This is a genomic window from Spiroplasma endosymbiont of Tipula paludosa, from assembly GCF_964264785.1.
In the GTDB taxonomy this organism is placed as follows: Bacteria; Bacillota_I; Bacilli_A; order Mycoplasmatales; family Nriv7; genus Nriv7.
This window is the reverse complement of sequence record NZ_OZ183484.1, coordinates 336,720-362,613: the sequence shown is the minus strand read 5'-3', so window position 1 is coordinate 362,613 and position 25,894 is coordinate 336,720. Positions and strand designations below refer to the sequence as shown.

The window sequence follows — 25,894 nt, the reverse complement described above, 5'->3', positions numbered from 1 at the left end:
GTTGTTTTTATAAGCATTTTACTTAGTTTTTATAACCTTTTATTAAGAATATGTTTGTTAATATTAAATATTTTGTTTTATTAATTATTTTTCAAGTAAAAAGGTAATAAATTTTTAGTTGCTTTTCTTTCAAAATTATTCAAATCTTTACCCACCTAACAAAACTTTATGCGCCCTGCGCCCTTTCTTTTCGCCTTAATTTCAATTATAGACTTGGTACATAACCTTTAATTTTATCTACTATTTTGATAATTATTTTTTAGATGAAATACAAATGTTAGATAAATACAAAGATAAAAATGAATTTTATAGTTTAGTCGGCATAAAATGTTATAGTTATGTACCAAGTCTTATGTATTTACCAATAAAAATGATTTTTGGGAGATAAAAAAATGACAGTAAATTTAAAAGAATTTAATTGAGAACAAATTAAACAAACTTTCTGAGATTTATTTATTCAAATTACAACTATTCCGGCTCATATTACTGGTAGTAAAGAAATTAATTTAACTGAAGAACCACTTTGACTTTTAACAACCAACATCGCTTTTTGATTACTAACAGCGATTATAGTCTGATTTATTCTAATGCTACTTTGGAAAACCATGTCAGTATTTAGATAGAGACAAAAGTAATGTCAAGAAGCTACATTGTGATGCATTCACAAAGAAATTCAAAATTAATTAGAAAAAAATACAATCGTGTTAAAGTTAATCGTGGTTTTAACAAATTTAAGAAAAACTTTGAATATAAATGATGAATGTTTTAAAAAGAAAGGGGGTGATTATATGATTGGAACTTTCTTAACAGAAGCACCAGCAGTAACAAAGATAACAGCTAGTGACGCGATGACTAAATTATGGAATGCGATTATAACAGCGTTTACTAAAATGTGGGAAATTATTGCTGTTAATATGCCACAAGTCGGTAATTTCTTTGCTGACTACTGAATATTCATTTTTCCATTTATTTTGGCAATATTCTTTATTTGCTTTAGCCAAATTGTAAAGTTAAGTGCAACTAAATTATTTTTCTAACCAAATATTCGATTGGCGAAAGATAATTTAGTATTTTTCTTGGTCTTTGGTTTAAAGACAATATAAATTTATGAACTGCATTTTTAGTAGTATTTGAAAAATTAAATTTTTTAGGAAATTTTTCTCTAATTAAACCATTAGTATTTTCATTAGTGCCTCTTTGTCAGGGTGAATATGCATTAGCAAAATAAATTTTCACATTTAAATTTTTTTCAAGTTGTTGTCAATTAGCAAATTCTTTGCCCCTATCAAATGTTATAGTCTTAACAAGATTATTTGGAAGAATTGATAAATAATGGCTAATATTTTCGTTAATAACTTTAGTAGTTCTATTTTCAACTAATATTGCTAAAGTAAATCTTGACGTTCTTTCAACTAAAGTTATTAAACATGATTTACTTTTACCCCGTGATGATACTACAGTATCACCTTCTCAATGGCCAAGAATTACGCGATTATTAACATTAGCATTTCGTTCTTTAATGGATTTACCATTAAATTTACCCCGATTTTCTTGAGATTTTCGTTTCTTACCTTTTCTTCTTAAATTTTTATTAGTAACTTTTTCAAGTAATCCAGAATAAATTCAATTGTAAATTGTTTTAAAACTAATAATTCATTCTTGATGAAAATTTTTAATTCTGCCATAAATTTGTTCAGGCGATCAACCTAATAATAATTTTTGTTGTACATATTTTACTAATTCTCTATTTTTAAATTTATGAAAATAAACATGTAATTGTTTTCTATTTTCTGCTTTATTTTGTGCAATTAATGAAAAATAATGATTATTATCTTTATTTCTATTAACTTCTCGATTAATAGTACTAATACTTCGATTAAAATTTTTAGCTATTTCACTAATTTTTACTTTAAATTTCAATTGATTCTCAATATAAATTCTTTCATCTATGCCAAGATGTTTGTATCCCATATAAAAACTCCTTAAATTTACTTTTTCTAAAATAAACTTAGCATCATGAAATTTTTATATGAAATCTTTTGCAATTTTATTTACTTGCACTTACAAGTATAATTCAGCTTTAAAATGTTTGAAAAATTACTTGGAGCAGTACGCTAACAAAAAAATAAAGTGAGGTGCAAGATGAAATTTTGCAAATGAATAATAGAAAAAAATAACCATTTTATTGAATTAAATCGCACCTCATTTTTAATTTTATGACATTGAGGAGCAATTTGATATATTTACAACGGTTATTTTAAAAACATTGTAAGTTATTTATTTTTAGCAGGTTGTATTTTAATTTTCCTTTTTAAAATCAGTAATTTAACACAAATTAACAAAGTTATTAATTTTTTAAAAATTCACCATTAAACATCGTTATTGGTTCATTAGGAACTGGAAAAACCGCTTTTCTAGTATACGCATCAAAATTACTAAAAAAGAAGAAATATCATATCGCATCAACCTTCCCATTACTAGAAACCCAAAAATTAAGTTTAGGACATATGGGATTATTAGATTTTGATTATCCGGTATTGCCCGACAAAACCTTACTGTTGTGAGATGAAACCAATTTATTTTTAGAAGGAACTGATTGAGAAAAAAATAATACCAAAAACGAAGAAACTGGTATTCAAGAGTATTTCGCTCTGGCGCGCCATTTCGGTCATATTGTTCTCGCTAGTGGTCAAAGAGATAAACATATTTGAGTTAAAGTTCGTGATATTGCTAATAATGTGATTGTGGGAATTCGCAAAAAACCCGTTAATATTTTTCGCCCCTACTTAAAAGTCATTTATGGTACCTTTACGAGCATTGAAGAATATGAACGCTGACGAAACACCTTAATTGATGCGAAAAATAGCAAAAAAGGTCGCCGTATTAAATACCGTGATATCCCTGAACTTGATATTTATTTTTTTAAACTAAAAATTCCTCTACCCATACTTAACACTTACAATTCTTTTTACCTAGCATTTTTAAGAGATTACTTAAATTCAAAAGTAAATCCTGACTATGAAGACAAATACTATACTGACACAGCAATTGATTTAGAAGACTTAGAATACTTAAAAATGGATAAATTTAGCAAATTTTTAAGAAAAATGAAAGAAAAGGAACAATAAAAAATGGAAAATCTCGCAAAAATGGCCGACTTTCTGGCTCAAATGCTTTATAAGGTTTTTGATTTAATTTGAAGTCTTGAAGTACCAGGAACGAATATTCAATTAATATTTCCTTTATTCTTAACGCTTGCTGTAGAATTTCTTATGGCATTTATTCTTGGATTTGGTAGTCAACAAGTTAATTTAGAAAAACAACGCCAATATGCCGTTAAAAATAAGGGTCGTTTAAGCGCATGAGGAAAAGCTAAAAAACAAATAAAACCAATAAAAACAAAACAAGGTAACTAAAAATGTTTAAATTAATTATTATTTTTATCTTAATAACTGTTCTTGGCTTATTAGCTGGTAGTCATTTTGAAACTTTAACAAACTATATTAGTGAAGGGCTTGCCAATTTCCAAAAGTTTATTACTAGCAATTTAACAATTTTAGAACTGTTTAAACCAATGGCTCGGACATTTTCGCAACATCCAATCTTTACCATTCTTGGTGTCACTTGTGTACTTATTGCTTTATTTATTGTGATTAAAGGACGATAAAAATATGAAAGGAGAATTAAAATGAAAAAACTTTTAGTAAAATTATTTAAAAAAGATAATTCAAAAGAAAAAAAGCCATTAAAATTAAGAATTAAAAATTCTTTTAAAAAGCAGTGGTTAAAAATAGTATTAAGTATCATTTTCATCTTTATAAGCTTATTAATTTGTGCATTAACAGTAATCGATGCTAAATGAATATCCGGAACAAGTGATGAATTTAATAATTTTATGAATAAAGAAATGGTTGATTTCTTTGGCAAATTTAATAGTTGTATTATGCTGGCAGGAATATTTGTTTTTTGATGAGGCGGAGCAATATATTTTGCACTTAAATTTGAAAAATTAATTCGCTTGATTATTCAGAAAATTAAAGCAAAAAGAACCTTGAAAAATGAAATAAAACAAAGTCATTAATTCTTTAAAAAAATATTGATGAATAATACTTAATTAAATTATATTCATATCTTTGAGCATAGTTTTATTATTACATACAGATATTGAAAATTTGCAACAACTTATTAAAAATTTTGGAGCAATTGGCAAGTTAATGATTATAGTTACTCATTAGTATGAGTAACTATAACAGAAATAGTAAACTGCTTAATTCGTTTTATATTAAAAAAGATTAAAACTAAAAGAACAATGAAAAATAAAATATTTTAAAAAGGAGTGATAAAAATGTTTATGAAAATATTTACCGTGTTAATTATTAGTTTCAATAACATTTTTACCATTCCCCAAAATATTAATAATGACAAAATAACAACACAATCATTAATTAGAAACAAAAGACAAAGTAACGAAACATACGAATTTACTTTATCAAAAGCAAGAATTAATTGAATGTGAGACGGATTTAGACAAAATTTTAGTATAGCTTTAAGTGAATTTGATAAAAATGAAAGTGGATTAAATAAATTACCAATTGATTTTAAAAATACACTAGCTATGAAAAATAGTTATATTTATTTAGATGAAGAAGGAATAAGCACATTAAAAACTGATAATCTCGGAAGAAATGGCAACTTAAAAGTAACAAATATCAAAGGTAAAATAATTAAAACACAGAATTTTTATAATTGATTAGAATTTAATTTTCAACATAAAAAAACTACCGATATTGAATTACCGACAACAACCACTAATTTTGACGGTAACCATAAATACAGTGATGTTATTGATAACCTTGATTATTTAATGGTTCATCGTGGTGATTTTGATAAATTTAATTACTCTTATCTTTATTGAACACCGGTATTTAATTTCATTAACAGCTTAGAAAAAGGTTATTACAAGAGACTTGGTACATAACGGGCGCATAAAGTTTTGTTAGGTGGGTAAAGATTTGAATAATTTTGAAAGAAAAGCAACTAAAAATTTATTACCTTTTTACTTGAAAAATAATTAATAAAACAAAATATTTAATATTAACAAACATATTCTTAATAAAAGGTTATAAAAACTAAGTAAAATGCTTATAAAAACAACATTAGACTTGGTACATAACTATAACATTTTATGCCGACTAAACTATAAAATTCATTTTTATCTTTGTATTTATCTAACATTTGTATTTCATCTAAAAAATAATTATCAAAATAGTAGATAAAATTAAAGGTTATGTACCAAGTCTATTAAAATAATTTTTTACAACAAAAATCATACATAAGAAATATATACTTAATTTGCATATTGAAATAATTTATAGTAAATGACTATTTTTTCTTTTTTAAAAAATACCTAAGAAAACTAAACGCGACCATTAATAATTTTTCATTGTGTAAAAATTCAATAATATGATAAAATAGTAATAGACTTGGTACATAACCTTTAATTTTATCTACTATTTTGATAATTATTTTTTAGATGAAATACAAATGTTAGATAAATACAAAGATAAAAATGAATTTTATAGTTTAGTCGGCATAAAATGTTATAGTTATGTACCAAGTCTAATGAATAAAAATGACAATAACAAGAAAGGTATGGTTAGTTTAGTAATTAAATAATATAATTAGCTGATTGTTTTACTTCTTCAAAGCAATACCTAAGAAAACTAAACGCGACCATACCAACATTATTAATTCACTTGTATTTAATTTTCAAAGAACAAATTTTTAACATCTTATAAAATAAAAAGACAATCATTGCTGACTGTCTTAATACTTATTCAAATCTTTTCCTACCTAACAAAACTTTATGCGTCCTTATTTAACTTTTGCAGTAAAAAATCAATGGAAAAATTAGATTCACTAATCTTATAAATTGTAACTTCCATTTGTTCAGCATATTGCATAACATCTAAAAATGATAACGGATTATTTAAAACAAAATTTAATTCTTGACTAGCCTCTTCATATCAGTAAGGAATATTATATTTAATAAAAAAATCAATGATTTTTCAATCATTATCTGACATTAAAAAATAAGAAGAATCAACACCAAATGGTGCAATTGAACCAGAATAAAACTGTTTACCATTAAGTACTAATGTAAACTCATCAAGATAATATTTAACTTCATTTAATAAATGGGAAGACAAAAAAATTGTTTTCTTTTGCGATGCTAAAAATTTTAAATATTCCATAATTATCCGACGATTGGTAATATCCAATCCTGCTTCTGGTTCATCTAAAATAACAATATCTGGATCATGCAATAACCCTTGAATAATCATTACCCGTTTTTTCATTCCCGAAGAAAAAGCATTAACATTCTTATTACGATGTTCTCAAATTCCTAATTTAGTCATTAAGTCTTCAATCCGATTTTTTAATTTCTTACCTTTAACACCACTTAATTTTCCCATATATCGTAAAAATTGATATGCTGTTATATTCTCAGGAAAAGTAATAAACTCAGGAACATAACCAATACTATGTTTTACTTTAATATTTTTGTTATTTTTACCATTAATGGATATCGTGCCCTTAAAAGAATTAATTCCGCGAATTAATGATTTAATAAATACTGTTTTACCACTACCAGAAAGTCCAATAATTGCATGAATTTTTCCGGGGTTTACTTGCAAATTAAAAGGACCAACAATATTTTTTTTAAAACTTTTAATAAAGTTTTTAGCTTCAATTTTATATTTCATAACTTTTCTCCTTAAATCTTACTAGATAATTGTCTTGCGATTTAATATTAAGTAAGCTACTAATAAAAAGCAAGAACTTAAAGTAAGATAAAAAATAAATAAATTATTAGTATTAATAAAATTTTCTTGCCGAACAAAAATACCGTTTTCATCTTTAACTAATGGAAAATCATCATAACTCATTAAATAATTCCTCTGATTATTAAAATCAATAAAACCTTGTTGGAACTTTTCAAACGAATAAAGATTATATCGCACACTACTTGTTCATATTTGATTTATATGTTCAATAATATTAATTTTAGAAAGAATCCCATATAGTTGACTTGCTGATAAATAAAATTTAAAGAAAAAGTGATTATCATCAACTTGATTAGTAGTAATTATTTTAAAATCAATAACTTTTTTAATAATATTATATTCAAAATCTTTGAAAACATATAACAGTTGATTATTAAAAACTTTTTCATAACTTTCATAAAAATTACTATCTTTAACTTTATAATTACTATTAGCATTAGGATATCCCATATCGCTATTCATCTTATCATCATATAATTGTTTAAATATTAGAAACGGATCAAAGGTTTTTTCCATATAAGAATCATTATTAATTTTAAAATAAGTATTTGCTTTATCAAATAATATTAAAGAAGAAATTCGACTTAAATTAAAAAACATCAAATCTTTTATTGAAGCACTATCAAGATAATCTTTTACCATATTTGCTAATTCTTGATGTTCATGTTCAATCCGACTATTTTCAAGTTCTGCACTAGTTTTAAAAAAATATGGCATTTTTAATTGCAGAAAAATTTTTGTATTTTGACCTTTTTCTTTATTTTTTGTAATCAATTCATTAACTTCATTTGTTTGATATTGTCCTCTTCACTGTTCAACATTATTACCAGTAATTTCAAAATCTATGGGTTTGGTTAAACCTAATTCTTGTTCATAAAATTTCAATCATTTTTCTTTAACATTATCTTCATAACGATCAAAAATAATATTTTGTAACCCTTGGAGACTTTCTTGATTATAAAAATCATAGATTTTTTTTGTTAAATTATAATATTTAACTTCTTTTTTGTCTAATTTTTCTTTAAATAAGAAGGTTTCCTTAATTTGAGAAATTGTATATTTTTGCGTTTCATTTTTAAATTTAATTTCAAGATTATTAGCAATTGTTGTTATTAAAGAATAAGGCATTCCCCCTAATAAAAATAAACTACAAAAAATAAAACCAATTAATAATACCGTTTGCACACTAAAAAATGTTGAAATAAAAATAATACCACTGGATGCTAAATAAGAAACAAAAACTGAAAATACAAAGAGTTTTAATATTAATTCCTGAAAAGCTGATACAAAATCATTTTTATTACTAATTATGCCCATAATATGAACTAATATTAAAGTAAATCCTAGATTAATAACAATAAAAATTAAAATTAAAAATCAAATTGTTATTAATTTTAAAATAAATATTTGTAATCGTGAATATGGACGCGAAATTAACAATAAGTATGTACCATCAGTAAATTCACGACCAAAAATTTTTATTATTATTAATAAAATAAATAATAATAAAATAATATTTGTAAAAATTAAAACACCATATTGAAAATTGCTAATAACACTGTTAAGATTATCAGATTTAAAAAAAATAAAAAGCGTTAAGGTGGCAAATATAACTAAAGAAATAAATAATAAAAATCAAACTGCCATCATTTTTCTAATTTTAAAAATTGCAAATAAACAAACTGATAAATATGAATTGTTTTTACTTCCTAATTTCATACTTTTATTTTTGCTGATCCTTATTAATAATCTTTAAAGATTTTGTTTTATATACATTATTAACTTTAAAATATTGCTCCTTATGACCAAAAACTAAATCTCAATTAATTTCTTGATTACTTGCTAAGGAAATAATATTATTATTTTTATCATAAACGATATCTTCATTATATATATTAGAAATATTACCAGCACCAACAGTAAAATCTTTATGTTTTAAAATATCATCTTTAATCATAAAATCTGATTTCTTAAAATGGTTTTCTAAAATCTTGTAAATTCCATCAAGATTATTAGGTTTACCATCTTTACTTGTTTCATTATCTAGTAGTTTTGCAAAAATATCATTATTTACAAAAAGTGTAATCTGATCCTTTGCTCATTTAATTTCATATTCTTTAAAGAAACCAAATACCATTTTAGTTATTTGTTCTAAATGAGCATTTAAAATTTTTGTTGGCAAAACCATTGTCACTGTTAATTTTTGCTGATTTTTTTGTACCTCACCAGTCATTGGTAAACCATAAATCGTCATTGGTGCCAATCTTAAATTATTAGTACTAAAAGTAAATCATTCATTGTTAGAAAAATCATAATCACTTGGATATTTATTTACAAGATGGTTAAAAAGTTCCTTGTGAGTTGATAAACTCCCTTGCTCATCATAAAATTTATTATATTCATCATTATTAAAACGATTAGTTAATGGTTCGATTTTTATACTTATTGAGTCTAAGAAATCAGAATAAGAATTATACTTAATATCATTATCATCACTAGCTTTTTTAAAGCGATTAGAAGAAGCAATAAGTTCTTTAAAACGACCAAAAATTTTATTATTATAATGAGACCAAATATTATATGTTAAAAAATCATTAGTAATTTTCGGATATTGATTATTATCTTCGTTAATTTCAATGCGTTCATATTCTGCTTTCAGCTGATCATATGTAGCTTCACCAATTTTAACTTCCAAATTAGTAATAATTTTCTTTGTTAATTCAAGATTATTAGTAATAATATGACTTGCAATAAAGTTTTGATTTGTAGGACTATATTCTTTAAAACTAAAACTATATTCATAAACTATATCTAGTCTAATCGCGCTATCTTTAGTTACATCTAGTCCCGCTAAATCAGCGACTTTATCTAAAGCAATTTTAAATACTGTAAACTTCGTATCATTAATAGAAAGTTTAAAAGGTGGCAATAACTTATAATAATTACTGTATTTTATTTGTAACTCACTATTGGCTTTATTGAAATTATTTTCAAACGAATTTTTAATAAAATCAAGAGATTTTTTTGCGTCAGTATGTTTAAGAACTTGCCTTGGCAGTGGTTGGTTCATTCCAAAGTCTAAAACATCACTAAGGTCTTTTTCGCTTTTAGTATCATAATCACTTCTGGCAAATTTTCTTAAATTACTGCTAAAATTTAAGTGAATATCTCGCATCGTTGCCATATCTTCTTCCAAGATTTTATTTTTAATCTTATTATCAATTTTATCATTCTTATCAAAATAGTTACATCCAACTACTGATAAAACTGATAACAAAGAAAAGCAACCGATGGTAATAATTTTTGTAAAATATTTCATTTTATTCTCCTTACTAATTAGTATTCTTAATATAACTTATTATATATGATTTTATTATTTTAGACAAATATTTTATTTTATATGGTCGCGTTTAGTTTTCTTAGGTATTGCTTTGAAGAAGTAAAACAATCAGCTAATTATATTATTTAATTACTAAACTAACCATACCTTTCTTGTTATTGTCATTTTTATTCATTACTATTTTATCATATTATTGAATTTTTACACAATGAAAAATTATTAATTGGTCGCGTTTAGTTTTCTTAGGTATTGCTTTGAAGAAGTAAAACAATCAGCTAATTATATTATTTAATTACTAAACTAACCCTGCCTTTCTTGTTGTTGTCATTTTTATTCATTACCATTTTATCATATTATTGAATTTTTACACAATGAAAAATTATTAATTTTATTAAATTTTAACTAATATTTTTGCTTACTTAAATCTATTATATTTGCTGAATTATACTTGTAAGTGCAAGTAAATAAAATTGCAAAAGATTTCATATAAAAATTTCATGATGCTAAGTTTATTTTAGAAAAAGTAAATTTAAGGAGTTTTTATATGGGATACAAACATCTTGGCATAGATGAAAGAATTTATATTGAGAATCAATTGAAATTTAAAGTAAAAATTAGTGAAATAGCTAAAAATCTTAATCGAAGTATTAGTACTATTAATCGAGAAGTTAATAGAAATAAAGATAATAATCATTATTTTTCATTAATTGCACAAAATAAAGCAGAAAATAGAAAACAATTACATGTTTATTTTCATAAATTTAAAAATAGAGAATTAGTAAAATATGTACAACAAAAATTATTATTAGGTTGATCGCCTGAACAAATTTATGGCAGAATTAAAAATTTTCATCAAGAATGAATTATTAGTTTTAAAACAATTTACAATTGAATTTATTCTGGATTACTTGAAAAGGTTACTAGTAAAAATTTAAGAAGAAAAGGTAAGAAACGAAAATCTCAAGAAAATCGGGGTAAATTTAATGGTAAATCCATTAAAGAACGAAATGTTAATAATCGCATAACTCTTGGCCATTGAGAAGGTGATACTGTAGTATCATCACGAGGTAAAAGTAAATCATGTTTAATAACTTTAGTTGAAAGAACATCAAGATTTACTTTAGCAATATTAGTTGAAAATAGAACTACTAAAGTTATTAACAAAAATATTAGTCATTATTTATCAATTCTTCCAAATAATCTTGTTAAGACTATAACATTTGATAGGGGTAAAGAATTTGCTAATTGACAACAACTTGAAAAAAATTTAAATGTGAAAATTTATTTTGCTGATGCATATTCACCTTGACAAAGAGGTACTAATGAAAATACTAATGGTTTAATTAGAGAAAAATTTCCTAAAAAATTTAATTTTTCAAACACTACTAAAAATGCAGTTCATAAATTTATATTGTCTGCTGAATTATACTTGTAAGTGCAAGTAAATAAAATTGCAAAAGATTTCATATAAAAATTTCATGATGCTAAGTTTATTTTAGAAAAAGTAAATTTAAGGAGTTTTTATATGGGATACAAACATCTTGGCATAGATGAAAGAATTTATATTGAGAATCAATTGAAATTTAAAGTAAAAATTAGTGAAATAGCTAAAAATCTTAATCGAAGTATTAGTACTATTAATCGAGAAGTTAATAGAAATAAAGATAATAATCATTATTTTTCATTAATTGCACAAAATAAAGCAGAAAATAGAAAACAATTACATGTTTATTTTCGCTGAATTATACTTGTAAGTGCAAGTAAATAAAATTGCAAAAGATTTCATATAAAAATTTCATGATGCTAAGTTTATTTTAGAAAAAGTAAATTTAAGGAGTTTTTATATGGGATACAAACATCTTGGCATAGATGAAAGAATTTATATTGAGAATCAATTGAAATTTAAAGTAAAAATTAGTGAAATAGCTAAAAATCTTAATCGAAGTATTAGTACTATTAATCGAGAAGTTAATAGAAATAAAGATAATAATCATTATTTTTCATTAATTGCACAAAATAAAGCAGAAAATAGAAAACAATTACATGTTTATTTTCATAAATTTAAAAATAGAGAATTAGTAAAATATGTACAACAAAAATTATTATTAGGTTGATCGCCTGAACAAATTTATGGCAGAATTAAAAATTTTCATCAAGAATGAATTATTAGTTTTAAAACAATTTACAATTGAATTTATTCTGGATTACTTGAAAAGGTTACTAGTAAAAATTTAAGAAGAAAAGGTAAGAAACGAAAATCTCAAGAAAATCGGGGTAAATTTAATGGTAAATCCATTAAAGAACGAAATGTTAATAATCGCATAACTCTTGGCCATTGAGAAGGTGATACTGTAGTATCATCACGAGGTAAAAGTAAATCATGTTTAATAACTTTAGTTGAAAGAACATCAAGATTTACTTTAGCAATATTAGTTGAAAATAGAACTACTAAAGTTATTAACAAAAATATTAGTCATTATTTATCAATTCTTCCAAATAATCTTGTTAAGACTATAACATTTGATAGGGGTAAAGAATTTGCTAATTGACAACAACTTGAAAAAAATTTAAATGTGAAAATTTATTTTGCTGATGCATATTCACCTTGACAAAGAGGTACTAATGAAAATACTAATGGTTTAATTAGAGAAAAATTTCCTAAAAAATTTAATTTTTCAAACACTACTAAAAATGCAGTTCATAAATTTATATTGTCTTTAAACCAAAGACCAAGAAAAATACTAAATTATCTTTCGCCAATCGAATATTTGGTTAGAAAAATAATTTAGTTGCACTTAACTTTACAATTTGGCAACCAATAAAAACAAAACAAGGTAACTAAAAATGTTTAAATTAATTATTATTTTTATCTTAATAACTGTTCTTGGCTTATTAGCTGGTAGTCATTTTGAAACTTTAACAAACTATATTAGTGAAGGGCTTGCCAATTTCCAAAAGTTTATTACTAGCAATTTAACAATTTTAGAACTGTTTAAACCAATGGCTCGGACATTTTCGCAACATCCAATCTTTACCATTCTTGGTGTCACTTGTGTACTTATTGCTTTATTTATTGTGATTAAAGGACGATAAAAATATGAAAGGAGAATTAAAATGAAAAAACTTTTAGTAAAATTATTTAAAAAAGATAATTCAAAAGAAAAAAAGCCATTAAAATTAAGAATTAAAAATTCTTTTAAAAAGCAGTGGTTAAAAATAGTATTAAGTATCATTTTCATCTTTATAAGCTTATTAATTTGTGCATTAACAGTAATCGATGCTAAATGAATATCCGGAACAAGTGATGAATTTAATAATTTTATGAATAAAGAAATGGTTGATTTCTTTGGCAAATTTAATAGTTGTATTATGCTGGCAGGAATATTTGTTTTTTGATGAGGCGGAGCAATATATTTTGCACTTAAATTTGAAAAATTAATTCGCTTGATTATTCAGAAAATTAAAGCAAAAAGAACCTTGAAAAATGAAATAAAACAAAGTCATTAATTCTTTAAAAAAATATTGATGAATAATACTTAATTAAATTATATTCATATCTTTGAGCATAGTTTTATTATTACATACAGATATTGAAAATTTGCAACAACTTATTAAAAATTTTGGAGCAATTGGCAAGTTAATGATTATAGTTACTCATTAGTATGAGTAACTATAACAGAAATAGTAAACTGCTTAATTCGTTTTATATTAAAAAAGATTAAAACTAAAAGAACAATGAAAAATAAAATATTTTAAAAAGGAGTGATAAAAATGTTTATGAAAATATTTACCGTGTTAATTATTAGTTTCAATAACATTTTTACCATTCCCCAAAATATTAATAATGACAAAATAACAACACAATCATTAATTAGAAACAAAAGACAAAGTAATGAAACATACGAATTTACTTTATCAAAAGCAAGAATTAATTGAATGTGAGACGGATTTAGACAAAATTTTAGTATAGCTTTAAGTGAATTTGATAAAAATGAAAGTGGATTAAATAAATTACCAATTGATTTTAAAAATACACTAGCTATGAAAAATAGTTATATTTATTTAGATGAAGAAGGAATAAGCACATTAAAAACTGATAATCTCGGAAGAAATGGCAACTTAAAAGTAACAAATATCAAAGGTAAAATAATTAAAACACAGAATTTTTATAATTGATTAGAATTTAATTTTCAACATAAAAAAACTACCGATATTGAATTACCGACAACAACCACTAATTTTGACGGTAACCATAAATACAGTGATGTTATTGATAACCTTGATTATTTAATGGTTCATCGTGGTGATTTTGATAAATTTAATTACTCTTATCTTTATTGAACACCGGTATTTAATTTCATTAACAGCTTAGAAAAAGGTTATTACAAGGAATTTACGATTAAAAATCACGGTTTTAAAAACGAAAGCTATTTTTATCACAAAACTTCCAGTAGTGAAGATGAAATTAATAAGAATGTTTTGAAAATAAAGGCGTTTAACAAAACTCTAATTGCCGGAAATAATTATTTACAATTATTACACGGTGAAAGTGAAATCTGAAAATATAATACTGTAAATGCTAACGATTATTACCTAATTAAGTATCTTTTTGGTACCTTAAATTACCTTGATGTTAGATTTAGTTTTCTACGCTATGACCCCGATTTAAAAAATGATATTTACCTATATTTTAAAAATAACATTCCTAGTATTAATAACAGCGATTACAAAAATGTTTTTGATGAAATCTATGAAATCCTTGGCAATTTCTTCGCTAGTTTATTTTATGCTACTTTTGATATGGATGAAAAAACTCATACCGAAATCGGTTTTAAAGGCGTAGATAACTATAAGAAGGACCACTTTATTCAAATTGGTTTCTTTTACCGCTCGTTAATTACCTTTTATCCAAAAAAATATTTAATCAATGTTACTGGTAATTCAGAATTACTACTAAGAAGTTATTTTTTTACTTTTGACAAAAAAACGTACCAAGGAAATTATAACGCTATTAACAACAACAATAGCATTTATCAAATTGATTTTAATGTTCTTAAATCTTATGACAATAAACTCATTACCTTGCCGGCCGACGGAAACGCTAATAGTATTAATTATCTTAACACCGACATTGATATTCGCTACGGCATTAATATTTTTACCTTAACATTCCCGCTTTTTCTAAGTTAATTTCAGAAACTTGATTACTTTTTTTACTGTCTAAGTCTAACGGTGCCCGCCTTTTACTATACCTTTCAGTTTTTAATCGGCTTTGCCATTTTTCTAATGATTTTAAGGATTTTCGTATAATATATATATATATATATTGAAAAAACAAAATAAAGGAGTTAATTTTATGAAATTTTTAAATATAACCGCTATTTTAGGATTAATAACACTACCAATATTTGGCTGTTCTAAAAATGAAAATAAAACAATATTACAAATTGAGAATGAAACATACGAATTTACTTTATTAAAAGCAAAAATTAATTGAATGTGAGACGGATTTAGACAAAATTTTAGTATAGCTTTAAGTGAATTTGATAAAAATGAAAGTGGATTAAATAAATTACCAATTGATTTTAAAAATACACTAGCTATGAAAAATAGTTATATTTATTTAGATGAAGAAGGAATAAGCACATTAAAAACTGATAATCTCGGAAGAAATGGCAACTTAAAAGTAACAAATATCAAAGGTAAAATAATTAAAACACAGAATTTTTATAATTGATTAGAATTTAATTTTCAACATAATTAAAAAGAGATAGTTTTTTACTATACTATGACGCAATTCTTAAACAACTAAGCAATTTTTTTATTTTGTCAAAATAGAAAAGCAGTATTTAAATTTAAATACTGCTTTAGTAAAAATATTTTTAAATTATTCTGCATAACACATATAAGAAATATTTTTCTCTTTTAATTAATAATAGACTTGGTACATAACCTTTAATTTTATCTACTATTTTGATAATTATTTTTTAGATGAAATACAAATGTTAGATAAATACAAAGATAAAAATGAATTTTATAGTTTAGTCGGCATAAAATGTTATAGTTATGTACCAAGTCTATAATAAATAATCAAGAAAATAAAATTATTAATTTAAACGAACTAATTTAAAAGGGGATATTTTTAAGTTATCGAGATAAAAATCAAGGAATTACTATAAAAGAAATTAAAAATGCCAAATTGTAAAGTTAAGTGCAACTAAATTATTTTTCTAACCAAATATTCGATTGGCGAAAGATAATTTAGTATTTTTCTTGGTCTTTGGTTTAAAGACAATATAAATTTATGAACTGCATTTTTAGTAGTGTTTGAAAAATTAAATTTTTTAGGAAATTTTTCTCTAATTAAACCATTAGTATTTTCATTAGTACCTCTTTGTCAAGGTGAATATGCATCAGCAAAATAAATTTTCACATTTAAATTTTTTTCAAGTTGTTGTCAATTAGCAAATTCTTTACCCCTATCAAATGTTATAGTCTTAACAAGATTATTTGGAAGAATTGATAAATAATGACTAATATTTTTGTTAATAACTTTAGTAGTTCTATTTTCAACTAATATTGCTAAAGTAAATCTTGATGTTCTTTCAACTAAAGTTATTAAACATGATTTACTTTTACCTCGTGATGATACTACAGTATCACCTTCTCAATGGCCAAGAGTTATGCGATTATTAACATTTCGTTCTTTAATGGATTTACCATTAAATTTACCCCGATTTTCTTGAGATTTTCGTTTCTTACCTTTTCTTCTTAAATTTTTACTAGTAACCTTTTCAAGTAATCCAGAATAAATTCAATTGTAAATTGTTTTAAAACTAATAATTCATTCTTGATGAAAATTTTTAATTCTGCCATAAATTTGTTCAGGCGATCAACCTAATAATAATTTTTGTTGTACATATTTTACTAATTCTCTATTTTTAAATTTATGAAAATAAACATGTAATTGTTTTCTATTTTCTGCTTTATTTTGTGCAATTAATGAAAAATAATGATTATTATCTTTATTTCTATTAACTTCTCGATTAATAGTACTAATACTTCGATTAAGATTTTTAGCTATTTCACTAATTTTTACTTTAAATTTCAATTGATTCTCAATATAAATTCTTTCATCTATGCCAAGATGTTTGTATCCCATATAAAAACTCCTTAAATTTACTTTTTCTAAAATAAACTTAGCATCATGAAATTTTTATATGAAATCTTTTGCAATTTTATTTACTTGCACTTACAAGTATAATTCAGCATAAAAATAAGATTTGTCAGGATACATAAAATTAAAATCTCATCTGTTATCTTTATCAATTGCTAAAAAAATCATATTATTCTCAGAATCATAAATAATATCATCATTATTTACATTAGAAGCACATTTTTCACATTCAGCACTTTGAAGAGTAAACTTTTTATTTTTTAAATTACTATCATTTGTGACAAAATCTGTATTTTTGAAATCATTTATTAAAATATCATAAATTCCTTGGATATTTTTCCCCATATTTTTTAATAATTTTTGAAAAGTCTCATCATTAACATAAACTGTAATATTATCTTTTTCTCATTTAATTTGATATTCAAAAAAGAATCCCGCAATAATTTTTGTCATTTGTTCTAAATGCTGTTTAAAAATTAATTTTGGTAGTGTCATTGTAACTGTTAAAATAGCATTATTTTCAGGTTTTTTTACTAAACCTTTTAAAGGCAAACCAGCAATAATCATTGGAACTAACGCTACTTGATCAATACTAAAAGTATGTAAAGGATTACTAGTATCTTGATATTTAATAGTTGTATCATTTTCTAACAAATCATCAAACAATATCTTTGATGTCGTACCAGTTTCGTTATAAAGTTGATTATATTTGTTTTCAGCACTATGAGTGCTTAATGGATAACGCATTCACTGATTTTCTTTTCAAAAACTATCAATACTCTCATATTCAATTTTATTATCCATATAAAAATCTTTAAATAATGCTGATTTATTAATTAAATCTTTAAATTCAGTAAACATTTTACTTCTAAAATAATTCCAAATATTTCACAGTGCAAATGATGCTTTATCAATTCTCGGATATTGTTGATTATTTTCATCAATATTAATAACTTCATAACGCGTTTTCAGCGATTCATATGTAAGTTTACTAATTTCAGTTTCTAAACTATTAATGATTTCATTTATTGCTTGAAGATCATCAGAAAGAATATAACGAGCAAAATGATTTTTTTTGGATGCATCATAATTTTTAAAGTTAATATTATAACGATAAGTTACATCTAATCTTGTAGCCCGAAATTTTAATTTTGGATCTTTTTTAGTTAAACTTGTTAAATCACTTAAATTAATTTCATTTAAAGAAAACTTTATTGTCTCCTTAAATAAGTTCTAAGGGCTTATCCTCAAGATTAGGATAGTAATTGGAATATGTTACAGCGACTTTATCATTAATATTATTAAATTTTTTCTCAAAATCACTAACAATAAAATTAAGCGCCTCTGAGGCTTCTTCATTAGTAATAAGTTTACTACCATTTAATTGAGTTCCCATAACTAATAATTGTTCAATTTTCTGATTTTTTTTGGTTTCATATTCAAAGACTTTATGATTCATTAACTGATAATAAGCTGTGCTATTAATACTTTCCATTGTTTTTAAATCTTCTTCAATAATGGTCATAGCAATTTTTTTATTATTTTTTTCTTCGGCAATATTATATTCAGAATTACAACCAACAATAACTAAAAGTGGTAGGGTTAAAAACAAAAGTGGTGTAAAAACTTTTAATAATTGATAAATATTTTTCATATTTTTAAAGTATCCTTTCTGATGTTAACTGTTAATAAAATACAATATAACTATCTGTTATTAAATTATGAAATATTTTACTATCAATAAGCAAGAGTTTTATCTAATTTTTATAATAGACTTGGTACATAACTATAACATTTTATGCCGACTAAACTATAAAATTCATTTTTATCTTTGTATTTATCTAACATTTGTATTTCATCTAAAAAATAATTATCAAAATAGTAGATAAAATTAAAGGTTATGTACCAAGTCTAATTTAAAAATCCAAAAAAAAGTTAAGTAAATACTTAACTTTAAAAACAATATCATTATTAAATTTCTTGTTATTATTTGTCTGCCTTTCAATTAAAAACAATACCTTTATGTCGGGTCATTGATAATAATGCTTCGCGAATCCCTTGTACGCCCATCCCTGAATCTTTAATTCCTAAAAAAGGTAAATAATCTGGTCCGCGTTGGGGAGCATCATTAATGTTAATGGAACCAACATCTAATTGATTAGCAATTTTAACCGCCGTATCAATATCATTAGTAAAAATTGATGCTTGTAAACCATATTTAGAACTATTTGCAAGCGTAATCGCTTCACCAATTGATGTTACTCTGATAATTGGCAACACCGGTCCAAATGGTTCAATCCAAGCAATATCCATATCTTTAGTAACATTATCAATAATTGTTGGATATCACAAATTATTTTTTCTAGTATTTCCTAAAACTAACAATGCCTTTTTTTCTAACGCGTCATCAACTAATTTTTGAAGAATATCGCTGGTTTTCATATCAATAATTGGCGTAATATCAGCATTATCATTCGGACTTCCAACTGTTAATTTTTCTGTTTCAACTTTAATTAAAGATACCAATTCATCAGCAATCGTATTATCAACTAAAACTCTTTTAATAGCAGTACATCTTTGACCTGAATAACTAAATGCTCCTTTAACAATTTTTTTCGCCGTCATTGCGAGATTACAGTCTTTAAGAACAATGGCTGGATCTTTACCACCTAATTCCAAAATAATATCCACTTTATTAGTAATCTTTGTAATATGTTTTCCTGTAACATCAGAACCAGTAAAAGAAATAACATTAATTGCTGGATGGGTTACTAAACTATCACCAATAACACTGCCCTTACCAGTAACCGCATTAATGACACCAGCAGGAAAATTAGCATCAAATGCTAACTTAGCTAAAAATAATCCTGTTAAAGAACTTTGTGAAGCTGGTTTAAAAACCACTGTATTCCCCATAATTAATGCTGGAATTATTTTTGCTAACGATAAATTAACAGGATAATTAAAAGGTGAAATTGCTAAAACAACTCCTTTAGCAACTCGCGAAAAAATTGCCAACTTATTTTTCACATTAAAAGCATCACCTGTATATGATTCAGGATAAATACGATATGCTTCATTAACAGTAAAATCAATATATTCAATTGTGCGATTAATTTCAGAAATAGCTGCTTTTTTACCTTTAGCAATTTCTAAGACCATCAAATTAGCAAGCGCATCAGTATTTTCAATTATTAACTGCTTTCATTGTTCAATAAACTTAATTCTTTCATTAATTAATAATCCCTCTCATTGCTTTTGGACATCCTTAGCTGCCAAAAACGCATCATTAATATTTTCTAACGAAAGAGCAGGAACACTACCAATTACTTCTAATGTGTTTGGACTCGTAATTTCAATAACATTTGTTGAAGAAAGCAACTTACCATTAATTAATGCTTGACCTTTTTCCATTTTATCACCTCTAAATATAATTATATCGTTTTTAGTTTTAAAAACAGAAAAATTAATTATTCTAATGTTGCTTTTTCTGTTTCATCTTTGGATTGTTCATAAGATTCAACAAAATCACATTCAGGATAATTGCTACAAGCAATAAATTTTTGATTACGACGATTAACTTTAATAACTTTTTCGCCTTCAATACATTGTGGACAAAATCCTAAATTAACTGGATTTAATGATGAAATATAACGACATTTTGGAAATGTTGAACAACCAATAAATTTACCATACTTTCCAAATCGATAAACTAAATCACTATCACATCTTGGACATTTAGTACCCGTCTTTTCAATTTCAACTTCCGTCATTTTTTCAAAAGCTTCTTCAACACGAGGTTCAAATTTTTCTCAAAAAGAACCAACTAGCTCTTGATAATCTTTTTCACCGTGACTAATTAAATCTAATTGCGATTCTACTTGTGAAGTATATGATTCACTAATAATATCTTGAAAAAACTCTTGCAGTTTATCACTAGTTAAAATTCCCTTTTCACTAGCTTTTAAAGCCTTATTCTCAAATAAAACATATCCTCGCTCGCGCAAAGTTCTCATAATCGGAGCATAAGTACTAGGCCGCCCTACTCCTAATTCTTCCAATGTTTTAATTAATCGTGCTTCACTATATCGTGGTTTTGGTTTAGTTCAATGTTGCAATGCCTTAATATCTTTAATATTTACCACATCGCCAATTTTTCAAGCTGGTAATTTAATACTAATATTATCTTCCTCATCACTTTGATAATATTTTAAAAATCCTAAAAATAAAATTGTTTGTCCTGTCAACCGAAATTCATAATCATTATTATCCAAAATAATAGTTTTCCCCGTAATTTTTGCTGGAGCCATTAATGATGCCATCGCCCGATTATAAATTAGTTTATAAAGTCGTAATTGATCTTTACCTAAATAATTTTTTGCCTTCTCAGGAGTCATTAAAATATCTGTTGGCCGAATTGCTTCATGCGCATCTTGAACATTGTTTTTCTTTTTAGTAATTTTTACTTGTCCTAAATAATCTTTACCTAATGATTCCGTAATAAAAGCAAAAGTATCACTAACAAATTTATCACTTAAACGAATTGAATCAGTTCTTGGATAAGTAATAAATCCTGTTAGCAATCCATCAATATCAATTCCTTCATATAATTGTTGTGCTAATAAAGATGTTTTATTAGCAGCAAAATTTAATCGTGATGACCCATCCTGTAACATTGTTGAAGTAGTATAAGGATTATTTGCTTGTCTAATTCGAGGTTTTTCTTGAATATCAATAACTTTATATTTACTACTTAAATTTTTAATAATATTTTGAGAATCTGCTTCAGTTTTAATCTCAATATTTTTATTTAAATATTTTGTTAATTTTAAAATATGTTGCTTTCAATAAGCTTCAATTGTTCAATATTGTTCGGGAATAAAAATTTGATGTTCTTTTTCTCGCAACACAAGAAGTTTTAAAGCTACTGACTGAACTCTTCCTGCTGATTTTGAACGAATTTTCTTTTGCAATAACTTACTTAACCGAAAACCAATCATCCGATCAATCATTCTTCTTGCTTCTTGTGAATGAACTAAATTCATATCTAACTCTCTTGGTACTTTAAATGCTTCAATAACAATATCTTTAGTAATTTCATTAAAACTCACCCGAACGGATTTACTTTGAATTTTTAAAACTTCATTTAAATGATATGAAATTGCTTCTCCTTCACGATCGGGATCAGTTGCCAGAAAAATTTTATCGGCATCTTTTACTAAACCTTGTAATTTCTTAACAAGTGGCTTTTTCTTAGTTTCAATTCGATAATATGGAGTAAATGTTTCTAAGTCAATCCCTAAATAATATTCACCTTTATTCGCTAAATTGGTAATATGTCCCTCGGAAGAAACAACAGTATAATCATCTCCAAGATACTTTTGTACCGCTTTAGTTTTCGTTGGCGACTCCATAATAACAACATTTTTACTCATAACACTTTACTCCTTAAAAGAATCTTTTGATTCTCAACATTTTTATAAATACGGCAATATTTTAGTACATTTTAAAGACTTTATCAAGTTTATAAAATATCATCAATAGTTTGCACTAATTTAGCACTATTTTTAATAAGATTATTAGTAGCAAAGTTCTCATAAATTTGATTAGGAACTGCAAAAACATCTTTATTTTCATTAAAAGCACTATCTACTAATGAATGAATAATTTTTTCATCAGCAAACGATAATACCAATAATGCTTTTGATAATCCTAATAAGATTCTTTGAACATTACTATCAATTGGACTAATATTTTCTCTTGTCATATGAAGCGGATATTCACTAATTACTAAATGATATCTTTTAAGATACAAAAGCAATTCTTGTTGGTTTGCATCATAATTATTACTATCATTAATAATAACCACACTATTTCCAGAAATACTATTTTCTTTAATTAATTGATGAACTAATATTTCAACCCCAGCATTAAATGAAGTCATTAAAATTTTTTGATGATTAACTAATTGCTGAACCATATCGTTAGCAACTTTTTTAATATAAACATTAGGATAATGTGAACCTGTAATAGCAATAATTTTTTGAGAATATTTTAATAAATCAATATTTCCTTCATAAAAAATTACAAACGGTGGTTTGTAAATTGTTTTTAAACCAGCCGGATATTGTGAACTTAAAATTGTTAAATATTGGCAAGTAATTTTATCTTCAATATTTTGTAATTCTTCCAACGCAATTTTTTCCTTTTTATCCAATGCTTCATATACTTTATCTCAATTACCATCGTATTTGATAGCAAAATATAATAATACTTTTTCCATAATTATTATGAACCTCCTGTTATTATATTTTGTTATTAAATAAGTAATTTCCTTTAACAAAATATTTATTTTTATTAACATGCCAAATTGTAAAGTTAAGTGCAACTAAATTATTTTTCTAACCAAATATTCGATTGGCGAAAGATAATTTAGTATTTTTCTTGGTCTTTGGTTTAAAGACAATATAAATTTATGAACTGCATTTTTAGTAGTGTTTGAAAAATTAAATTTTTTAGGAAATTTTTCTCTAATTAAACCATTAGTATTTTCATTAGTACCTCTTTGTCAAGGTGAATATGCATCAGCAAAATAAATTTTCACATTTAAATTTTTTTCAAGTTGTTGTCAATTAGCAAATTCTTTACCCCTATCAAATGTTATAGTCTTAACAAGATTATTTGGAAGAATTGATAAATAATGACTAATATTTTTGTTAATAACTTTAGTAGTTCTATTTTCAACTAATATTGCTAAAGTAAATCTTGATGTTCTTTCAACTAAAGTTATTAAACATGATTTACTTTTACCTCGTGATGATACTACAGTATCACCTTCTCAATGGCCAAGAGTTATGCGATTATTAACATTTCGTTCTTTAATGGATTTACCATTAAATTTACCCCGATTTTCTTGAGATTTTCGTTTCTTACCTTTTCTTCTTAAATTTTTACTAGTAACCTTTTCAAGTAATCCAGAATAAATTCAATTGTAAATTGTTTTAAAACGCCAAATTGTAAAGTTAAGTGCAACTAAATTATTTTTCTAACCAAATATTCGATTGGCGAAAGATAATTTAGTATTTTTCTTGGTCTTTGGTTTAAAGACAATATAAATTTATGAACTGCATTTTTAGTAGTGTTTGAAAAATTAAATTTTTTAGGAAATTTTTCTCTAATTAAACCATTAGTATTTTCATTAGTACCTCTTTGTCAAGGTGAATATGCATCAGCAAAATAAATTTTCACATTTAAATTTTTTTCAAGTTGTTGTCAATTAGCAAATTCTTTACCCCTATCAAATGTTATAGTCTTAACAAGATTATTTGGAAGAATTGATAAATAATGACTAATATTTTTGTTAATAACTTTAGTAGTTCTATTTTCAACTAATATTGCTAAAGTAAATCTTGATGTTCTTTCAACTAAAGTTATTAAACATGATTTACTTTTACCTCGTGATGATACTACAGTATCACCTTCTCAATGGCCAAGAGTTATGCGATTATTAACATTTCGTTCTTTAATGGATTTACCATTAAATTTACCCCGATTTTCTTGAGATTTTCGTTTCTTACCTTTTCTTCTTAAATTTTTACTAGTAACCTTTTCAAGTAATCCAGAATAAATTCAATTGTAAATTGTTTTAAAACTAATAATTCATTCTTGATGAAAATTTTTAATTCTGCCATAAATTTGTTCAGGCGATCAACCTAATAATAATTTTTGTTGTACATATTTTACTAATTCTCTATTTTTAAATTTATGAAAATAAACATGTAATTGTTTTCTATTTTCTGCTTTATTTTGTGCAATTAATGAAAAATAATGATTATTATCTTTATTTCTATTAACTTCTCGATTAATAGTACTAATACTTCGATTAAGATTTTTAGCTATTTCACTAATTTTTACTTTAAATTTCAATTGATTCTCAATATAAATTCTTTCATCTATGCCAAGATGTTTGTATCCCATATAAAAACTCCTTAAATTTACTTTTTCTAAAATAAACTTAGCATCATGAAATTTTTATATGAAATCTTTTGCAATTTTATTTACTTGCACTTACAAGTATAATTCAGCAAACTAATAATTCATTCTTGATGAAAATTTTTAATTCTGCCATAAATTTGTTCAGGCGATCAACCTAATAATAATTTTTGTTGTACATATTTTACTAATTCTCTATTTTTAAATTTATGAAAATAAACATGTAATTGTTTTCTATTTTCTGCTTTATTTTGTGCAATTAATGAAAAATAATGATTATTATCTTTATTTCTATTAACTTCTCGATTAATAGTACTAATACTTCGATTAAGATTTTTAGCTATTTCACTAATTTTTACTTTAAATTTCAATTGATTCTCAATATAAATTCTTTCATCTATGCCAAGATGTTTGTATCCCATATAAAAACTCCTTAAATTTACTTTTTCTAAAATAAACTTAGCATCATGAAATTTTTATATGAAATCTTTTGCAATTTTATTTACTTGCACTTACAAGTATAATTCAGCACATATA

The 25,894-nt window shown here is 24.7% G+C and carries 30 protein-coding genes; 17 read left to right on the top strand and 13 right to left on the bottom strand.

The window, feature by feature from the left end; all coding sequences use genetic code 4:
• Positions 1-392 precede the first annotated feature (392 nt).
• From ACFEL5_RS02155 to ACFEL5_RS02145, 3 genes are read left to right on the top strand one after another with little or no spacing between them, the layout of a single operon-like run.
• A complete protein-coding gene (locus ACFEL5_RS02155) occupies positions 393-623 on the top strand; it encodes a hypothetical protein (protein WP_375315590.1) in 231 nt (76 codons plus the stop codon).
• Positions 624-634: 11 nt separating this feature from the next.
• Complete coding sequence (locus ACFEL5_RS02150; protein ID WP_338968593.1) at positions 635-769, top strand: hypothetical protein; 135 nt, start codon at positions 635-637, stop codon at positions 767-769.
• A gap of 19 nt (positions 770-788) precedes the next feature.
• Positions 789-1,037: a hypothetical protein gene (locus ACFEL5_RS02145; protein ID WP_375315589.1), complete on the top strand. Its 249-nt coding sequence runs from the start codon at positions 789-791 to the stop codon at positions 1,035-1,037.
• Here the strand turns inward: ACFEL5_RS02145 and ACFEL5_RS02140 are convergent.
• On the bottom strand, positions 1,021-1,971 hold the full coding sequence (locus ACFEL5_RS02140; RefSeq protein ID WP_375315588.1) for an IS30 family transposase: 951 nt from the start codon (positions 1,969-1,971) through the stop codon (positions 1,021-1,023). The genes ACFEL5_RS02145 and ACFEL5_RS02140 overlap by 17 nt on opposite strands.
• Positions 1,972-2,029: 58 nt before the next feature.
• On the opposite strand from ACFEL5_RS02140, the gene ACFEL5_RS02135 reads away from it, so the two are divergent.
• From ACFEL5_RS02135 to ACFEL5_RS02105, 7 genes are all read left to right on the top strand, one after another.
• Entirely contained in the window at positions 2,030-2,164 is a 135-nt protein-coding gene (locus ACFEL5_RS02135; protein ID WP_375315587.1) for a hypothetical protein, read from the top strand.
• A 343-nt stretch (positions 2,165-2,507) separates the two neighbouring features.
• Positions 2,508-3,128: a hypothetical protein gene (locus ACFEL5_RS02130; RefSeq protein WP_375315586.1), complete on the top strand. Its 621-nt coding sequence runs from the start codon at positions 2,508-2,510 to the stop codon at positions 3,126-3,128.
• Between the two features lie 3 nt (positions 3,129-3,131).
• Positions 3,132-3,416, top strand: coding sequence for a hypothetical protein (locus ACFEL5_RS02125; RefSeq protein ID WP_375315585.1), 285 nt, complete (start codon positions 3,132-3,134; stop codon positions 3,414-3,416).
• A 2-nt stretch (positions 3,417-3,418) separates the two neighbouring features.
• Entirely contained in the window at positions 3,419-3,667 is a 249-nt protein-coding gene (locus tag ACFEL5_RS02120; RefSeq protein WP_215826579.1) for a hypothetical protein, read from the top strand.
• A 21-nt stretch (positions 3,668-3,688) separates the two neighbouring features.
• Positions 3,689-4,081, top strand: coding sequence for a hypothetical protein (locus ACFEL5_RS02115; RefSeq protein WP_375315578.1), 393 nt, complete (start codon positions 3,689-3,691; stop codon positions 4,079-4,081).
• Positions 4,082-4,345: 264 nt separating this feature from the next.
• Complete coding sequence (locus tag ACFEL5_RS02110; RefSeq protein ID WP_375315584.1) at positions 4,346-4,978, top strand: hypothetical protein; 633 nt, start codon at positions 4,346-4,348, stop codon at positions 4,976-4,978.
• Between the two features lie 566 nt (positions 4,979-5,544).
• Positions 5,545-5,676 carry a hypothetical protein gene (locus ACFEL5_RS02105; RefSeq protein WP_375315583.1) on the top strand — a complete coding sequence of 44 codons (132 nt, stop codon included), beginning with the start codon at positions 5,545-5,547 and terminating at the stop codon, positions 5,674-5,676.
• Between the two features lie 188 nt (positions 5,677-5,864).
• Here the strand turns inward: ACFEL5_RS02105 and ACFEL5_RS02100 are convergent, their stop codons facing one another.
• From ACFEL5_RS02100 to ACFEL5_RS02090, 3 genes are all read right to left on the bottom strand, one after another.
• On the bottom strand, positions 5,865-6,767 hold the full coding sequence (locus tag ACFEL5_RS02100) for an ABC transporter ATP-binding protein (protein WP_375315582.1): 903 nt from the start codon (positions 6,765-6,767) through the stop codon (positions 5,865-5,867).
• A gap of 21 nt (positions 6,768-6,788) precedes the next feature.
• On the bottom strand, positions 6,789-8,498 hold the full coding sequence (locus tag ACFEL5_RS02095) for an ABC transporter permease (RefSeq protein ID WP_375315581.1): 1,710 nt from the start codon (positions 8,496-8,498) through the stop codon (positions 6,789-6,791).
• Positions 8,499-8,571: 73 nt separating this feature from the next.
• The gene (locus tag ACFEL5_RS02090) at positions 8,572-10,167 is read right to left on the bottom strand and encodes a hypothetical protein (RefSeq protein ID WP_375315580.1); all 1,596 of its coding nucleotides are present in this window, start codon (positions 10,165-10,167) and stop codon (positions 8,572-8,574) included.
• Positions 10,168-10,732: 565 nt separating this feature from the next.
• On the opposite strand from ACFEL5_RS02090, the gene ACFEL5_RS02085 reads away from it, so the two are divergent.
• From ACFEL5_RS02085 to ACFEL5_RS02055, 7 genes are all read left to right on the top strand, one after another.
• Positions 10,733-11,623: an IS30 family transposase gene (locus tag ACFEL5_RS02085; protein WP_375315579.1), complete on the top strand. Its 891-nt coding sequence runs from the start codon at positions 10,733-10,735 to the stop codon at positions 11,621-11,623.
• Positions 11,624-11,713: 90 nt separating this feature from the next.
• A complete protein-coding gene (locus tag ACFEL5_RS02080) occupies positions 11,714-11,956 on the top strand; it encodes a helix-turn-helix domain-containing protein (protein ID WP_375315485.1) in 243 nt (80 codons plus the stop codon).
• A 76-nt stretch (positions 11,957-12,032) separates the two neighbouring features.
• The gene (locus ACFEL5_RS02075) at positions 12,033-12,977 is read left to right on the top strand and encodes an IS30 family transposase (RefSeq protein ID WP_338966716.1); all 945 of its coding nucleotides are present in this window, start codon (positions 12,033-12,035) and stop codon (positions 12,975-12,977) included.
• A 55-nt stretch (positions 12,978-13,032) separates the two neighbouring features.
• Positions 13,033-13,281 carry a hypothetical protein gene (locus ACFEL5_RS02070; protein ID WP_215826579.1) on the top strand — a complete coding sequence of 83 codons (249 nt, stop codon included), beginning with the start codon at positions 13,033-13,035 and terminating at the stop codon, positions 13,279-13,281.
• 21 nt (positions 13,282-13,302) lie between these two features.
• A complete protein-coding gene (locus tag ACFEL5_RS02065) occupies positions 13,303-13,695 on the top strand; it encodes a hypothetical protein (RefSeq protein WP_375315578.1) in 393 nt (130 codons plus the stop codon).
• Between the two features lie 264 nt (positions 13,696-13,959).
• Positions 13,960-15,378 (top strand): hypothetical protein, encoded by a 1,419-nt coding sequence (locus tag ACFEL5_RS02060; RefSeq protein WP_375315577.1) that lies wholly within the window; start codon positions 13,960-13,962, stop codon positions 15,376-15,378.
• 166 nt (positions 15,379-15,544) lie between these two features.
• Entirely contained in the window at positions 15,545-15,952 is a 408-nt protein-coding gene (locus tag ACFEL5_RS02055) for a hypothetical protein (protein WP_375315576.1), read from the top strand.
• A gap of 453 nt (positions 15,953-16,405) precedes the next feature.
• Here the strand turns inward: ACFEL5_RS02055 and ACFEL5_RS02050 are convergent, their stop codons facing one another.
• From ACFEL5_RS02050 to ACFEL5_RS02010, 9 genes are all read right to left on the bottom strand, one after another.
• Entirely contained in the window at positions 16,406-17,350 is a 945-nt protein-coding gene (locus tag ACFEL5_RS02050; protein WP_338966716.1) for an IS30 family transposase, read from the bottom strand.
• Between the two features lie 90 nt (positions 17,351-17,440).
• Positions 17,441-18,226, bottom strand: coding sequence for a hypothetical protein (locus ACFEL5_RS02045; RefSeq protein WP_375315575.1), 786 nt, complete (start codon positions 18,224-18,226; stop codon positions 17,441-17,443).
• Between the two features lie 361 nt (positions 18,227-18,587).
• Positions 18,588-19,019 carry a hypothetical protein gene (locus tag ACFEL5_RS02040; RefSeq protein ID WP_375315574.1) on the bottom strand — a complete coding sequence of 144 codons (432 nt, stop codon included), beginning with the start codon at positions 19,017-19,019 and terminating at the stop codon, positions 18,588-18,590.
• 332 nt (positions 19,020-19,351) lie between these two features.
• Positions 19,352-20,779, bottom strand: a complete 1,428-nt coding sequence (locus ACFEL5_RS02035) for an NADP-dependent glyceraldehyde-3-phosphate dehydrogenase (protein WP_338967251.1) — start codon at positions 20,777-20,779, stop codon at positions 19,352-19,354.
• Between the two features lie 56 nt (positions 20,780-20,835).
• On the bottom strand, positions 20,836-22,800 hold the full coding sequence (gene topA, locus ACFEL5_RS02030; protein ID WP_375315573.1) for a type I DNA topoisomerase: 1,965 nt from the start codon (positions 22,798-22,800) through the stop codon (positions 20,836-20,838).
• Between the two features lie 89 nt (positions 22,801-22,889).
• On the bottom strand, positions 22,890-23,648 hold the full coding sequence (locus ACFEL5_RS02025) for a DNA-processing protein DprA (RefSeq protein ID WP_375315572.1): 759 nt from the start codon (positions 23,646-23,648) through the stop codon (positions 22,890-22,892).
• A gap of 105 nt (positions 23,649-23,753) precedes the next feature.
• On the bottom strand, positions 23,754-24,311 hold the full coding sequence (locus tag ACFEL5_RS02020) for an IS30 family transposase (RefSeq protein ID WP_375315750.1): 558 nt from the start codon (positions 24,309-24,311) through the stop codon (positions 23,754-23,756).
• A gap of 86 nt (positions 24,312-24,397) precedes the next feature.
• Positions 24,398-25,342 (bottom strand): IS30 family transposase, encoded by a 945-nt coding sequence (locus ACFEL5_RS02015; RefSeq protein WP_338966716.1) that lies wholly within the window; start codon positions 25,340-25,342, stop codon positions 24,398-24,400.
• An 80-nt stretch (positions 25,343-25,422) separates the two neighbouring features.
• Positions 25,423-25,779 carry a helix-turn-helix domain-containing protein gene (locus ACFEL5_RS02010; protein WP_342277956.1) on the bottom strand — a complete coding sequence of 119 codons (357 nt, stop codon included), beginning with the start codon at positions 25,777-25,779 and terminating at the stop codon, positions 25,423-25,425.
• Positions 25,780-25,894: the final 115 nt, after the last annotated feature.